Source organism: Peribacillus sp. NPDC096622 (assembly GCF_044762665.1).
GTDB lineage: Bacteria > Bacillota > Bacilli > Bacillales > DSM-1321 > Peribacillus > Peribacillus frigoritolerans_B.
Genome location: NZ_JBIWES010000025.1, coordinates 26,532 through 41,913 on the forward strand (window position 1 = coordinate 26,532; position 15,382 = coordinate 41,913).

The 15,382-nt window shown below is 35.9% G+C and carries 15 protein-coding genes and 1 pseudogene; 4 read left to right on the forward strand and 12 right to left on the reverse strand.

Annotation, left to right across the window (positions count from 1 at the left end; genetic code table 11):
• Positions 1–210: 210 nt before the first annotated feature.
• A complete protein-coding gene (locus tag ACIQYG_RS24635; RefSeq protein WP_402843617.1) occupies positions 211–969 on the forward strand; it encodes a DUF6843 domain-containing protein in 759 nt (252 codons plus the stop codon).
• Between the two features lie 130 nt (positions 970–1,099).
• On the opposite strand, the gene ACIQYG_RS24640 is transcribed toward ACIQYG_RS24635, so the two are convergent.
• Positions 1,100–1,657, reverse strand: a complete 558-nt coding sequence (locus ACIQYG_RS24640; RefSeq protein WP_402843620.1) for a cysteine hydrolase family protein — start codon at positions 1,655–1,657, stop codon at positions 1,100–1,102.
• A 256-nt stretch (positions 1,658–1,913) separates the two neighbouring features.
• On the opposite strand from ACIQYG_RS24640, the gene ACIQYG_RS24645 reads away from it, so the two are divergent.
• A complete protein-coding gene (locus ACIQYG_RS24645) occupies positions 1,914–3,371 on the forward strand; it encodes a S8 family serine peptidase (protein WP_402843623.1) in 1,458 nt (485 codons plus the stop codon).
• A gap of 561 nt (positions 3,372–3,932) precedes the next feature.
• On the opposite strand, the gene catA is transcribed toward ACIQYG_RS24645, so the two are convergent.
• The 3 genes from catA to ACIQYG_RS24660 form a co-directional block, all read right to left on the reverse strand.
• Positions 3,933–4,580: a type A chloramphenicol O-acetyltransferase gene (catA, locus tag ACIQYG_RS24650; RefSeq protein ID WP_402843626.1), complete on the reverse strand. Its 648-nt coding sequence runs from the start codon at positions 4,578–4,580 to the stop codon at positions 3,933–3,935.
• A 505-nt stretch (positions 4,581–5,085) separates the two neighbouring features.
• Positions 5,086–5,469, reverse strand: a complete 384-nt coding sequence (locus tag ACIQYG_RS24655) for a VOC family protein (RefSeq protein ID WP_402843629.1) — start codon at positions 5,467–5,469, stop codon at positions 5,086–5,088.
• A 108-nt stretch (positions 5,470–5,577) separates the two neighbouring features.
• Positions 5,578–5,853, reverse strand: coding sequence for an ArsR/SmtB family transcription factor (locus ACIQYG_RS24660; protein ID WP_402843632.1), 276 nt, complete (start codon positions 5,851–5,853; stop codon positions 5,578–5,580).
• Positions 5,854–6,208: 355 nt separating this feature from the next.
• Between ACIQYG_RS24660 and ACIQYG_RS24665 the strand changes: the two genes are divergently transcribed.
• Entirely contained in the window at positions 6,209–7,624 is a 1,416-nt protein-coding gene (locus ACIQYG_RS24665) for a PQQ-dependent sugar dehydrogenase (RefSeq protein WP_402843635.1), read from the forward strand.
• Positions 7,625–7,658: 34 nt separating this feature from the next.
• Here ACIQYG_RS24665 and ACIQYG_RS24670 read toward each other — a convergent pair whose 3' ends face one another.
• The 6 genes from ACIQYG_RS24670 to ACIQYG_RS24695 all read right to left on the reverse strand — a co-directional run bounded on the left by ACIQYG_RS24670 (position 7,659) and on the right by ACIQYG_RS24695 (position 13,293).
• A complete protein-coding gene (locus ACIQYG_RS24670) occupies positions 7,659–8,222 on the reverse strand; it encodes a hypothetical protein (protein ID WP_402843638.1) in 564 nt (187 codons plus the stop codon).
• 157 nt (positions 8,223–8,379) lie between these two features.
• Complete coding sequence (locus ACIQYG_RS24675; protein ID WP_402843641.1) at positions 8,380–8,763, reverse strand: cupredoxin domain-containing protein; 384 nt, start codon at positions 8,761–8,763, stop codon at positions 8,380–8,382.
• 247 nt (positions 8,764–9,010) lie between these two features.
• Positions 9,011–9,640: a class I SAM-dependent methyltransferase gene (locus tag ACIQYG_RS24680; protein WP_402843644.1), complete on the reverse strand. Its 630-nt coding sequence runs from the start codon at positions 9,638–9,640 to the stop codon at positions 9,011–9,013.
• 144 nt (positions 9,641–9,784) lie between these two features.
• On the reverse strand, positions 9,785–11,365 hold the full coding sequence (locus ACIQYG_RS24685) for a glycosyltransferase (RefSeq protein ID WP_402843647.1): 1,581 nt from the start codon (positions 11,363–11,365) through the stop codon (positions 9,785–9,787).
• Between the two features lie 439 nt (positions 11,366–11,804).
• Positions 11,805–12,797: an anti sigma factor C-terminal domain-containing protein gene (locus tag ACIQYG_RS24690; protein ID WP_402843650.1), complete on the reverse strand. Its 993-nt coding sequence runs from the start codon at positions 12,795–12,797 to the stop codon at positions 11,805–11,807.
• Positions 12,787–13,293 (reverse strand): RNA polymerase sigma factor, encoded by a 507-nt coding sequence (locus tag ACIQYG_RS24695; RefSeq protein ID WP_402843653.1) that lies wholly within the window; start codon positions 13,291–13,293, stop codon positions 12,787–12,789. Before ACIQYG_RS24695 ends, ACIQYG_RS24690 begins: the two co-directional genes overlap by 11 nt.
• A 524-nt stretch (positions 13,294–13,817) precedes the next feature.
• On the opposite strand from ACIQYG_RS24695, the gene ACIQYG_RS24700 reads away from it, so the two are divergent.
• Entirely contained in the window at positions 13,818–14,588 is a 771-nt protein-coding gene (locus ACIQYG_RS24700; RefSeq protein ID WP_057216934.1) for a sporulation protein, read from the forward strand.
• Between the two features lie 191 nt (positions 14,589–14,779).
• Here ACIQYG_RS24700 and ACIQYG_RS24705 read toward each other — a convergent pair whose 3' ends face one another.
• A complete protein-coding gene (locus tag ACIQYG_RS24705; protein WP_402843656.1) occupies positions 14,780–15,085 on the reverse strand; it encodes a hypothetical protein in 306 nt (101 codons plus the stop codon).
• A gap of 119 nt (positions 15,086–15,204) precedes the next feature.
• A pseudogene (locus ACIQYG_RS24710) lies at positions 15,205–15,382 on the reverse strand (IS110 family transposase); the annotation flags it as partial.

A 15,382-nucleotide genomic window follows, 5' to 3' on the forward strand; every position in this document is an offset into this window, starting at 1 on the left:
TCAGCTCATGGCAGTCAGTGAAGTAAAGCACCTGTAAGTTTTATAAATCGTATTATTGAGTTAGTACAAACTGTGCTTATGAAAAATAGAATAAATCAATAGGAGGATTCTAAATGGATTCCTCTTTCAGTAAGGGGTATTCTTCCACATTTTAGTTTGATAAAATAAAGTTGTTTTTATTACATGTTCTTAGGAGAAGATGATTTAGTTGTGAATTTATTAAAAGTGATAGCAGCGGCAGTGATTTTATCCTTCATTATCTCTATTATTGGATCAATAATGGCCTATACTCCATATTTAGATAGAGAACCAGATGTATATTATCCTACAATAGTTGAAAGTTTTATTTACGGTGTGATTTATTTTACTCCTGTGTTAATTATACTAAGTGTAGGTTCTTTTGTAGTCTATTCATCGTTACGCAAGAATAGGCGTTTACCAAAATGGGTTAAGGTGATTGTTAGTTTAGGGGTTGCAATTGGATTAGGAAAAATCATTTCGTCAGCGCTAAGTGAAGAAAGTCAGACAAATGATATATATCTAATACCTGAAGGATATGAAGGAGATGTTTTTGTATTTTACAATGTTAAAGGAGCTCCTGAAGTTGAGAAAGAAGATGGCTATGAGGTGCATAAAATCAATGAAAAAGGCTATTATGCGACCCGGACCAAGGACTTGGATTACGGTACAGTAACAGACAAATACTTCTATGTTAATGATAAAGGACATCGAACACCTATAGATAATAAGTGTGTAAGTACATTTGGAACAGGCGGAACTACTCTGGAGGATAATATTGATGGAACTACCCTGGAGGATAAAATTGATATTACTTATACAGGATTTAAGCTAAGAAAGAATAACTGCAGTGAGGTATTTTCGATGGAAGCTCAGAATGAAGATGGATACGTACAGGTGATTAATGATATTTTAAAGAAGTATTATAATATGGAACCACAATTATTTTAAAATTGTAGACTTCAGAATTGGAACAAACTATGCTTTATGAAAAACCTGCCCCTTTAATTGCAAAAGAAAAAAGCTGCCTTAAAGACAGCTCAGATCTTCAGCTAACGCAACTTTTAGTTGAAGATGAATATTATCGGTAATTATTGTGAACAGGTGTAAACAAATCTTCATTAGAATTTCTAACAAGTGAAAAATTGTCTACATTATAGTGACCGTGAAGGGTTTCATTGTGATGAAGGATTATTTGTTTTGCAGATAAGTTCTTGGAATCAGAAGTGGAATGTCCATCACCAACTAATGTTACATCAAAATGATTGATTGTTGCTGTTCTAACTGCTGAATCGATACAATGTTCCGTCTTACATCCCATTATTACAATATGGTCTACATTGTTTTTACTTAAATGTTCGTGTAATGGAGTGCCATAAAACGAATTTGTGGCAGCTTTATCAAATATGATAGCAGTCGATGGTACTTTAATATCCCTGTGGATCTGGAATCCAGGTCCTTCACCATTTGAAACATCTAAATCTCTTATAAAAACAACAGGGATATCTTCATTTATCGCTTTTTCAATTACAGTATTAATGTTATTAACGATTTTTTCTTTCTCAAAGACTCCTTGTTCCCCTTTATTACCTTCTATTAATTCCTGTTGAGCATCGATTATCAGTAATGTTTGTTTCAATATTTTCCCCCCTAAAGTTATTGGCAGTTAGTTTTTCCCGTTTTTATTAAATATCAGAAAGTATTTTAAGCACTTCTAAGTATTTTCGTCAAATGATTTACCAATACCTTCTTGAACGATTCTCCCCCTTTAGTTCAATAACAAAAAGAGCTGCCAATTTCAATAATATGAGATTTATTAGGAATACTTGGAATTTTAGTTGCTGTATATTAAGATAGTATATGATGAAAATTTTCCATTATATAGGAGGAGAAATATGAAAAAGAAAATTCTACATACGGTACTTTCGATTGCAGTAGGAGCAGGGATACTGTCTGTTGGTGGTGTTCCTGCCCAAGCTAAGAGCCAAAATCAGGAGATGAATGACACTTACGCAATAGCTTTTAAGAGTGGATTACCGGAGAATTATCAAGAGGTAATTCGGAAAGCCGGTGGTAAAGTAACCAAAGTTCTTCCAGAAGTTGGAGGAATAGAAGCTCAATCTGACGAGCCTTCTTTTCTTACAAACCTAAAAGGTAATGCTTCAATAGAAGCTGCTAACAGAGAAATTCCCCTAACTTTAGACAAAACAGCAGTCAGCCCTTATAACTATAAGTCTAGTATCATCAGCCAGCAAAATTCAGAGAGTTATTGGGGCTCCCAATGGGATATTCAAAGGGTGACCAACGATGGGAAATCATATGATTTAGAAACAGGCGGATATAAAAATAAAGATGGCAGTATTACTCATAAAGCAGTGGTGGGAGTGATTGATACCGGAATTGATGAGTCTCATCCTGACTTAAAGAATAATATAATAGGTGGACGTAATCTTGTTCCTGCTGGAATGGATGAATCTGAAACAGGTGATCCTACTGATATAAAAGATCGCAATGGGCACGGTACTCACGTTGCCGGGATCATTGGAGCAAATGGTAAAGTAAAGGGTGTAGGGCCAGATTTAGGAATCAGATCCTATCGCGCTTTTTACTCAGAGCAAGCCCTTGGATTACCAACTTGGATTATAGATGCAATTATCGCAGCAACAAATGACAAGGTAGATGTTATTAATATGTCTCTACGTTTCTATAATAATACCAAAATGACAATTGAGGGAGAAAGTTATAAATCAATCGCTGAAACGTTACTTTGGAAGAGAGCCATTCAATATGCAGTAAAGAATGGGGTAACTGTTGTAGCCGGCAGTGGTAATGAAAGTTTAAATTTAGATGACAAGAAGGAAGTTAACGAATTTTTAAATAAATTGTATGAACCATATGGAATGAGCGTGAAAGGGCCTGCAACTGTAGTACCAGCACAAATGCCAGGAGTCATTAATGTGTCTGCCTCCACAAAATGGTCAACTCAGCAGCTTGCTTTCTACTCTAATTATGGAAACAGTGCTATTGACGTAGCAGCTCCCGGAGGAGATTTCGGGCCTGAATATGCAGAAACCAATGATCCTGCGGCGGCTGATCCAAGTAACTTAATCCTAAGTACTTGGCCTACCTATTTAGGTGCTTCATATGAGTTTAATGCTGGTACTTCCATGGCCACTCCTCAAGTTGCTGGAATTGCAGGAGTTATTAAGGCAGCTCATCCGGAGTATAAACCTGCCCAAGTGACAGCACGCATTAAGCAAACAACCCTTGACTATGGAAAGAAGGGACAAGATGCTTTATTTGGTTCAGGAGAAGCAAATGCTTATAGAGCATTGGAAAATATAAAGAAGTAGCTTATGATTCTGAATAAAAGTACAAGGAAAGATTCTTGATCAGAATCTGTAACACGAACAGTAATCGGGAAAAATATATCCATAACTAAAAGGCTATATGCCCGAAATATAAAAAACGGAAACACATAAAATGCGTGAAGCCATATTCTAATTAACACAACTCACCAGTTAAAATTCATTCCCTACTTAATTGTAGGGATTTTTTTGTTTTATCGCTTAATTACAATTTCTAGTCCAAGAAAAAAACATTTTCAAATTTGTTTTATCGAACTATCCTGCCCTTTTAGTTCCATAAGTAAAAGCGGCCGGTCAGCCTCACCTTTTTATGATTTTGGCAATCTTGAAAATTCCAAAGCCGCAAAGAATTATGGGACCCATTATAATAATTGGTATCAAAATATTAAGTGACATTAAATAAGCCATCATTATATCCATATAATACCATATCCAAAAAACATCTTCTTATTGAACTAACGCACCCTTTACACAAACTTTGGTTTTAATTCTATAAAAAAGGAACTGTTTTCACAGTTCCCTTTTAGATATTTTCCCAATGAACATCTAGAGCCAGTCTGCACTATCATCAGCAAACCTTTGTAAGTCATTCATAAAAACACTTGCATGATAACCATCACAAACTGCATGATGAATTTGTAACGAAACAGGCAAGAACCATTCATCTTTTATTTGTGAATATTTCCCCCCAGTTATGATGGGTAAGAGAAAATCTCCACCATTATTAATATTTAAATTAAATGCTGTAAAAGAACTCCAAGGGATCATGGATATCGGAATATTATTATCTGGTATAGGAGTCTTTGGGAATAAACTACCCGTACCATTGTATTCTTCTACATCTTCTTCATACTGGGAATGGAATTCAGAAAACCTACTTATATTTGGTGACCAGATATTAGAAAATGTGCATGTCTTCTTATCAAAAATTGTATAAGAAGGCAAAATTTCTGACCAATAACCTAAATCCCCTTGTTGGTTAAAACTGGTTCTGAATTCTCGACGGGAATTAACTATTTTTGTAACCATAAAAATAAACGCAGGATATAACTTATAATTCTTCTTCTTTAAGTTTTTCATAAGAACAGTAATATTAATTTCATTCGTTATACTGAATGTTGTTTGTTGTTGTAAATAGTGTTCAAAGTACTCTTTTCGAAACCAATTTTCACGATCAATTATATTGAATTTCATATGCAATGCCTCCTAATATGTTTTATTTGATTTAGGAGGCTATTTCCTCTGCTTTTTTCATGACAGTCATCCTTTTGTAAACGAATTTATACACCAATTATTATCAAATATCCCCAGACTAAAATCAACTTACAGAGATTACTTTCTTCAACTATCCTGCCCCGATAGTTCTATAAGGCATAAAGCATCACTATTTCTTATTCTTCTCAAATAACACAAGCACTACTCGTAACGGCATACAGCCAGACTACTTATCATAGGGGGGATGGACAAGCAATCATGCATAAACTAATTGAAATCCCGCCCATTAAACCACCTCCATTGACAGCATATTAGTTTCTGCCTGCTATAATGTCTGGAGGTAAAGGGAGCATGACCTAATTCATTCAAGACTTGACCAAGGAAAATCAAAAAATATATAACCCTGTCCTAAAATTGGGACAGGGTTAACTTAAAGTATTTAATTGTAAAAACACTTCACCGAACAAAAAAAATAACAATAAAGTTACTGCTGCACTATCTGAATAAGGTTGCCGCATGTATCGTCGAAGACAGCTATTGTGCTTTCGCCCATTTTTGTCGGCTCCATCGTAAACTTCACGCCGTTTTCCAATAATCGTTTGTACTCTTCATGAATATCTGCAACGCCAAACATTGTTGCTGGGATGCCTTCGGCTACTATCTTCTTTTGATACTCCTTTGCGGCAGGATGTTCATTCGGTTCGAGTAAAAGCTCGGTACCGTCATGGTCATCGGGAGAAACAAGCGTAATCCACCTGAATTTCCCCATGGGAACATCATGCTTTTTTACAAACCCTAGCTTTTCTGAATAAAATTCCAGTGCCTTGTCTTGGTCTTGTACGAATAAACTGGTAACAATGATTTTCATAATCCTTTGCCTCCTTTGGTATTTACCACGTTGGTGGTCTGCAAACAATCTGGCTCCAAGCCGAAAAACCCACACATTCGTCAGAAGTCATCTTCCGATTTTATAAAATTACTCTATCCATCCTTTCAGCAAGTTTTTAAGTGGTTCGTTGTTGAACATTAGTACTCGATATTTTCCCTTTCGTTTTGATTTTACGAGTCCTGCATCTTCCAATGCAGATAGATGTTTAGCGATCGCCTGTCGCGAAATGGCAAGGTCGTGCTTCGTAATGAGACGTACCGTAAGTTCATACAACGTCAGTTCGTTGCGTTCAGATAGCTCGTCTAATATCAGCCGTCGAGTCGAATCGCCGAGTGCTTTGAATATAGCGTCTTTATCTAACATACATCAATTATAAGCAACTCAATAGTTGCATGTCAACAAGTATAAGCAACTGTATGGTTGCTTGTCAATCGCACCTATTCCAGAACGGACGGAAGCCACAAATACATATTTTGATTTATTATTTCCATCATCAGGCTCCATCATAATGAATAACAGCCACTATTTTACTTCCAATAATATACAGGTGATTTATGTATTGGTTTTATAGTTTTTCATCTTAAACCTCCCCGTTAATTATTCTCGTGCGGAAAGTGGTGCATTGCCTTATCAGTTTCCCCCGTCCTAATTTGGTACTAATGGACAGTTCCAATCATATTCTTATTAAAGAAAACAATAAGAAGGGGGGCAAAGTCAGTTGATAAAAGTTAAGGTTGGTTTACGGCCCATTGTAAGTAAGATTAATTTACCTACTGTTTTGAAAACGACTATACTTCCAGGTGACTCAATTGAAAGATTATTTATAGCAACCCAGGTAGGAGAGATCTTTTACATAGGAAACGGAGATATAAGGACTTTTTTAGATATTCGCCCGCGAATCCTAAAACTAGGTGTTTCTGGTGGCGGATATGATGAACGGGGATTGCTGGGGCTAGCGTTTCATCCCGAATTTTATTTTAACGGTCTGTTTTATATTCATTATTCAGTAGCTGGAACACAAGGACCAGGCGCTCTTTCTGAATCCTTTAAGCCTAACCCGTGTGATCCCAAAACTTTAAACCTAAGGTGGATGAATAGAGAAACTCAATATGATCATATCGATACAATTGAAGAATGGATTTTACAATCGAATGGTCAGCCCCAAAAACGACGGACATTGCTTAACTTAAGAAGACCATTTGCAAATCATAATGGGTTCAATAGTTTAAACTTTTCACCTGAAACAGGAAAGCTTGTTTTAACAACAGGAGATGGCGGATCAGGCTATGATCCATTTAACTTAAGCCAGGACGATCTAGAAATCGCTGGTAAAATAATTGAAATTGATGTAGGTAAGTATCCATACATCAATAATTCACCCATTGTCACACGTTTTAATGAACTTCCAACACCCATTCAGGAAACGCTCATGGTAATGGCCAAAGGGGTTCGCAATATACCAGGCATTTCATTTCAAAGATTTTATAATCAGTATATTAAATATGCGGGAAATGTCGGCCAGCGTTTGGTCGAGTCGATTTTTTCATTCGTTCAGTATAAACCAATACCGGTTACTCAGCTTATTCAAGCTTCTTTCATGAATTCTGAACCTGACAAAGAAGGGTTCATTAACTTTGGATGGCGAGGTTGGGAAGGTGCTTTTCCTGCTTCGATTATAAGAAAGTGCACTGAAAATCCGACTTTGAATGAGAAAACAACTGCTTATTACAATGAAGCAGCAGCACTTTCAGGAAGTCGTCTTCAGCCTTTAACCAGTTATTTTCATGAAGATACCAGACCCGATAAGTTTGGAGGAACTGCAATCACAGGAGTGCAAGCCTATATGGGGAAAAGAATCCCTGCTTTGACAGGAAGCGTTGTGTTTACCGATCTAGCCCGGAAAGAATCTCAACCTCAGGTTAGAGGGGCTTTAGCTTATACCACCGTAAGACCAAATGGCGGACAAAATGATTTTAGTGTGATACAAACCGAATATGATTTTGGGTCTCAATCAGCTTATTATGTTAATTTGGGAACGAACCTGGATCAAACCAGACTATATTTAGGGGTTTATGGCTCTATGAAAGTGACTGATTTTAACCAAGGTACCGTTTTTGAAATTGTTGAATCATAACTATAAAATTCTACTCAATCCTGAAAATTTGGATTTAATGAATCGAAATTAAAATCATTTTTACCCTTTTAAAAATGATTAAAGCAATATCAACCCATAACCAGCTATAAATGAAAGCAAATAAAAAGCCAGTTATAAGAAATGAAAAGGAAACAGACACGGCTGGACCTAAAACCGGAAAGTGAAAAATAAATAGTAGACTCATAACTCCTGACATTAAAAGAATTGCACCAGTAGCGATAATAATTAACCTCTTCCTAAAAAAGGAAAAAGATGCCCCTATGCCAAGTCCTAATAATCCTGTTGTAAAAGGAAATACAATTAGTTCAGATGGCTGTAGGATGAATAACAACATAATTGTCAAAAAGTAGGTCATCACTCCATATGGAATGGAAAACATGGAACACAACAGAATAGGTGCTGTGGCTAGCGGGCTTATTAAATATCCTATACCTGGTAAAAAGCCAGCAGCAGCCTGTAGAATAGCAGCAATGCAACCAAAAATAGACACTAAAATGAGCTTCATCGTTTTTTTATGTTTATTGAATATTATTTGGGATAAACGAACCTCATCAGAAATAGGTTTTAAAAAAAACACCTTTCCACCTCATTCTAAATGGTTTATACGTTACTATACATTATATTTACCAATCATTAGAGGCGGAACAATTATTAATTATCCAAACATCAATATCCTGTATTGAAAAATAATTTTCCCTTTGCTAAAAAAAACAAGGCCTTATTGGCCCTGCCTTTTATTCGACTATTACTTTCCCAACCATTCCTTCCTGGAAATGGTACCGACATATCAGTTCATATGTACCGGGCTGTTTCGGTTGCACGGTAATGGTTTTTTCTTTACCTGGCTGGACCTCTGCGTCAATTCCGAGCTTTTCCACCGTGAAGGTGTGCTCTCTCTTACCTTTGTTTTTCAATATCAACGTTGTGGATGTCCCTTTCGGAATAGTGATGACTTCCGGATTAAAGAAATCATCGTTCAACTCGACCTCAATCGATTTCACCGTAGGCTGAGTTACAACACGGGATTCGGCAGATACGCCGAGTGAGCCTAGAGTTGTCACAACTACAACCGTTGCAAGCACAACGACCAATCCTGTTACCCACTTTTTCACAGACATTCGCAATCCCTCCTTCCCTAACACTAGTTTTTTCTAATTCATAAAATATTATTACTATTAATTTGGTCGCAGCGTGCTTTCAAAAGAAAAAGATCGCCACTAATGGCGATCTTCTGGAATCCATTCTGATGCAACTAAACTGCCCGTTACTTTTTAAGGTGAGTGCTATGACTCGCTTAATTCCCCTTTTAAGAATGCGTAAGCACTTGAAGGTCTTACCTTATCAATAACTATTTTGCAATTGTCATTATAGTCCTTTTTGACACTTTACCATTATAAATTTAAATGGAGGTTTACTTTCCATATTCTTATGCGGCTCAACAACTTCCGAAAATTCTATCAGTCCATAATTTCCAAATTCTTGTTTAACCGAGTCAGAATCATAAAAAAACATTTTTACCCCTTCCATTATTTCGAAATAATCTTTACCCAGTTGTTTGCCCTTACCAAACATTGGGGCTTCTTTTGAAATAGTAGTAAAAATCATATATCCGTTTGGCTTTAACTGATTATAGCAAGCTTTAATAAACTTATCTCTCTCATGATTATTCAATAAGTGAATAAGGGCATAACAAAATATACCATCATAAAGTTTATTATCAAAAGGCATATCGGTTACTGAACCATGAAAAATATTAAGATTAAGCCCATTTTGCCTTGCCAATTCAATCGCTGTTTTTGAAATCTCGATACCTGTTACATTTATTCCGTTGTCAGTAAAAACCTTTGCATTTCTTCCATACCCAATACCAGGAATCAATATATCCTTAACTTCCTTTTCAAGGAAAAAGTCCTTTGTCAAGATTGCGGAGTCTGAAGGTTCAAATCCCCACATCATTTGATTTTCTATAAAACTTGATTCCCAGATTTCCGTCATACCTCAATCTCCTTTAAAAATATTGGATCCCATTCTTTAAAATCTGCTGCTTTTAAATAAGCATAGGTTACAAAGTTCTTTACCTTTATCGCTTCTTTATCATTTTAAATAGTTCAAGCCATTTGAACCTATTCATCCGCTTCTTTAATTTGGCTGTGAATTGGTATATTCCTTATTGGCTAATGGTATGTCTTTATTTTTCAATTGACGATTTTCAATTGCTACTCTAACAACATGTTCCCAAGAATTTGCATAAACTTCTTGGTTGAATTTTCTTTCTACCTTTTTTAGAGCAGCCTTACCCATCTTTATGGTTGTATTCGGATGATTGAACATTGAAATCATCGCTTCTGCTAGCATATCTATATTATTTTTTTGAATTAAAACTCCATTTTCTCCATTGTCAATTAATTCATTAGGGCCATATCTAATATCATAACTCACTACAGCTGTAGCATTAGACATGCTCTCCAATACAGAAAGAGAAAACCCTTCCGTTTTTGAAGCCAAAATACTGAAAAGAGCACTTTGATAAATTTTAGATGGTTCCTGGGTGTATCCATTCAATTTTATGTGATCTGTAAGTTTAGCATTATTAATAATTTTTTGTAACTTCTCTTTTTCCGAACCATCTCCCCAAAACTCTAACTTCGCATCCGGCACTTTCTTCACAACGAGTTCAAATGCCTTAATAATATGATCTATATTTTTAATGGCTGAGTACCTACTAATAACTACCGCTAGCCTTTCGTCTTTAACTAAACCAGAGCGGCCAAACCATCCAGTTTTTAAATTTGTCCTCGACGCATGAGGAATAACATGCAAATTCGTTCTTTTCCCAAATCTATTTTCAATATCTGTCTTTTGTTGTTCTGTAAGAACTAAAGCAGCATCAATATTATCTAATTGATTAATTCCTGTTTGGACAGTTGAAGCGATGTCAGAATCAGCTTCCCATGGTGCCGTAAGGTGACTACTGTGTAACCGCCAGATTTTTGCAGCATTCTTATTCTTTACATTTATCATTAATAAGTCAGTTTTTCGAGCATCTGCAATTAATACTGGGTTGTCTACGTCTTTTATTACTCGTTCGACCCAATCTAATTTTAGTTGATCATCATTGCTATAAATAGCCTTAATATCTCCATTTTCTTCAAACCAATTTACTCGAATGGCCTTGCCGTTTTCGGGATTTACCCATTTTGATAAATAAGCTTGAGAGCTGCTATTGTAAAAATTCATTTGTCGTGGTTTATTGGAAGCAAAATCCATAAAAGAAACTTTTCTTATCAAGCCATACTCATCATACACTTCTTTTTTGATTCGATATCTTTGTTCATTAAAATAATCAATGAAATCTAAAGACCCATCTTCGTGAAATTTTTTATATTTAGTGTAAAGTCCATTTTCGTAAACTCTAAAAGCATTATGTCCAACATGCGGATCTAAATATCCTGTCTCGGGCGTAACTTGTGTAATCGTTAAATCTTCTTCACTTCCACAAAGCTCTTCATAGAGATTTAAAACTTTAACTTTTTCGTTTAGTTGTCCAAGCTCTATTAATTTTTCTCGTATTCTTTCGTACCTCGTATCAAAATTAAATGTGAGTATATGAGTATCATAGCCCATATCTGCAAATGTATTGGCCTGAGCTAACGATGCCTTCGTTAATCCACCACGTTGAACATCCAAAGAACTTAATAAAAAAAACATTGTTGCATTCATTATCTTTCTCCCGTCAATTATAAATAATTTTATTCCCACTTACATTATATAGCAACTTTCCCATCCTTTCCTACTAAATAGGTTTCTTCAAAATTAAATAAATAAGAAATAATGACTATAGGAGATATAAAACAAAAGTATGATATAACAAAAATAAGCCCTCTCCATGTGGAGAAGACCATTTTATTATGCTGCAAACAATATGGCGAAAGGAGCTTTCCCTGCCCTTTGATCTGTTATCTTTTTATCTCTTCGTACTCACCATGTATCTGCAAAATTACACCTCAACTTTATTTGATTTACCCTTATTAATTATTCAATTCAACTTTATTAAAACCTTTAAAAGAATAAAAATCCTATTATGGTTCTTTAAGAAATTTGGCACCCTTAGTTCCATAAAGGTTGTCGCAGCAACCCTTTGTTATTCTTTACACGGCTTTCAATATTTATCTATCGTAGCACCAATGACGGAGGCACGAATGAAATCTAGTTTTTGGAAACGTCTAAGCTCCTCTGCCGTACCAGTCACAACGGCCCCGTTAAAACGGATTTCCCCTTTTGAAGATTGGGTGTTTTCCTTGATTCCCTTCAGAGCTTCTTTAATAGAGCTTTTATGGCTGTCTGTTTTACTCAGTTGTTCCAAAGTCTGTATGAATCCATGCCCGCTTTCATCAAAAAAAGGAACTTCTTGAATGACTTCGAATCCAAAGGCACCGCCACCGCCCTTAGTTTTTAACCTATCAGAATCCAGCTCCTTTGTCATTCTGTCCATTTGGGCGACAGTTGTTGTATCGACCCATAGCCAATTGACATTTTCATAGCCAAGCTGCTTACCCAACTCTGCTAAAGTCATTGGCTTATCAAAGGAAAAGGCGACCTCGATTAATATATTTTTGTCCAAACCAACGGCAGTATCAAGTTCATCCGGTAAAAAGTCATAGGACAAACCTGGATAATAAAAATCGATTTTCCTTTCATTATTGAAGTCATTATAACGGACTGTTCGTTGCGCCTTTTCGTTATAAACATTGACTTCAACCATTCCACTTCCTCGTTCAATGGTGTCTATCCTTCCGAACAATGGGATTTTCTCGGTCTTTTTATCCCATACTATTGAACGGTCACCAATGCTTTTACGATATGTCGTTTCTTTTGTTACACTAAATAAATTGTAATTATAGCTGCTATCCCCAAATGATATATTTGCCCCATGAATCATCTCATATATCCCATCATGATGCTCTAGCCGTTTATTGAGGATGTATTGACTGCCTGTGAAAAGAGTGGTCAACAGGATGGTAGTTGTAAGTACAGCAATGATTACATACTTGATTGTCTGCCTCCGTTTTGTTTTTTTGAGGGCCTTTTGCAAGGAAGGCGTGTTGATAAAATCGATTTCTTCCTCTTTTTTTGATTCGTGATTATCGCTCATGGTTTGCCTCCTTATAAATCTTCGCCAATTGTTTCCTGGCTCTGAATAAATTCGTCTTAATAGAACTGATAGGTTTCTCTAATAACTTGGATATCTCTTCATACGATAAGCCTGATTGATACTTTAATAACAAAAGTTCTTGAAAGTGCGGCTTTACCTTTGATAGTGCATATCCAACCTCTTTATTCCTTTCTTTTTCAAGAAAAACGACCTCTGGAAGCTCCCTTTTATCCGTCTCTAAAAGTCCTTCATTTAAATTGAGGTCGTACCGCCGTTGCTTCCGGCACTGATCATAATGAAAATTTAATGATACACGTATCAGCCAACTCCTTATCTTGGAAGTCTGAATCGTATCGTTATAAAGCAGATACTTATAAGCCGTTTCCTGAACAACATCCTCTGCATCGGCTTGTGAAATACCCAATTTCCGCAAGTATCTATATACGATATTAAGCTCTGAATTAAGCTCGCTATTCTTATTTATGTCATCCATCATCGTCCTCCTGCCTACTAGACGTATACCATTAAGAAAAGTTTACAATTTTAATCACACAAGGTAGTTTTTTAGTAAATAGTTTCGAATTTTAGTAAGAAACAACTATTGTTCTGTATCTCTGAAATAACGATTGATAAAAACAAAACACCTTGGTAAATGAGCAAATAGAAAGAGCATGTCCTGACTAAAAGAAACATGCTCTTAACTATTCGATTGAATGTTTCTTTTATAAGGAGGGGTGATCAGTTTCCATACTTCTAATTTCAACTATGCACCTGTTAGTTCATTTAGAATCCCTATTTACATAGAAGGAAGATACACTCTCCATTCTTTCCAAGCTTTAAGATAGCCACTTAAGTCATGCGGGTGAACTCCATTACAAACGCCTATACGTGTGTTAGATATGCATAAATTTTTGTGGTTTCACTTTTTCATGACCCATTGAACTTTGAACCACTTCTAGAGGCGCTCATGAACCTATTATGCTATGCTATTTATAGACTTACAAAGGGGGAATTATGTACATGTCATTTTTTGATAAAATGAAAGCAAGCATCGGAATCGGTGCGGCGAAAGTGGATACAAAATTAGAAAAAGATTCATACAAACAAGGAGAAACGGTAAAAGGGAACGTGTTTGTCCTTGGCGGAAACACCCAACAGGAAATCAATGGGCTGTACATCCATGTGATGACACAGGTTTTGAGGGAACAGGATGACCGTAAGTATTTAGATGATGTTACCCTTTACAAAATAAAGGTTTCGGATGCATTCGTCATTGAAAAAGGCGAAGAAAAGGTGATTCCGTTTTCCTTGCAACTTCCGTACGAAACGCCAATCACGATAGGGGACGTGTCTGTGTGGATGAAGACGGAAATGGATGTGACGTTCGCATTGGACCCTAAAGATAACGATTATATAAACGTATTTGAAAATGAAACAGTCAGTAGCTTCCTAAAAGCAATCGAATCACTAGGGTTTTACTTGAACAAAGTGAAAAATGTACCCTTCAAACGTAGCAAAACGGGTGTCTTTCAGGAATTCGAATACAAGCCAAAGGGCGGTCCATTCCAAAGAAGCCTTGATGAGGTTGAAATCGGATTCGTCGCGGACGCTCAATCCGTAGATTTATTCATCGAAGTGGATAGAAAAGCAAGAGGACTTTCTGGGTTTTTGGAAAGTGCAGCAGGAATGGATGAATCCAAGATCCGAGTGCAATACAAACATTTCCAAAAAGAAAGTGTAGAAACAGCCAAGCAAGAACTAATGGATATACTATCCCGTTATTCTCGATAAATTGGATTTGCTTATCTGCCTTATATAAACCCCATACATCAGTTAAGATCATACCTGTTCTCTCCAATCTATACCATATTAATAGACAGTATAGACAAAAGAAAAACTGCCTTAAGACAGCTCCAATCTTTAGCTTACGCACCCGTTAAAGGAGTTGCCCTAACAACTCCTTTAAGAACAAAATTTATTTATTAATCACTAATGGTACTGTTTTTATTTTTAAAGTAAATAAACAAATTAAATATGCTTAACCCTAAAATTATAAGAAACAAATATGAGGAAATAACATCTCCTCCTAAATTTAATTCATCAGCTATGTATCCTATAATAATAAGATTAATACCAGAAACAATTATTGAAATTATTGAAGTAATACTAACTGTGAATCCATTAACGAGGTTGCTTCGTTTCTTTTGAATCAATAAAATAACAATTAAACTAATTATAAAAGTAATAAAAACTAATCTTAAAAAATCGTATATTTCCAACCCTTCCATAATCATCCCCCCTTATTATCCTTTTCCTATTAATTTTACCACAAAAAACCATTATCCTTATGCAACTAAACTGCCCCTTTTGTTCAATAATAAAAAGGCTGCCGTAGCAACCCCAGTATAACAACGTTGAGAAGATCGCGAAGTTTTTTTGCCACTCGGAGTTCTGCATAAATTCCTTGTGGAATTGTTGGTTCGGCGTATCTTCCGTCCTTGACTAACTGTGCGATGACTTTTGCATCTTTCACGTCATTCTTTGTAGGTGAATTATCGTCTAATTCTTTACTTCGTTTTACATGT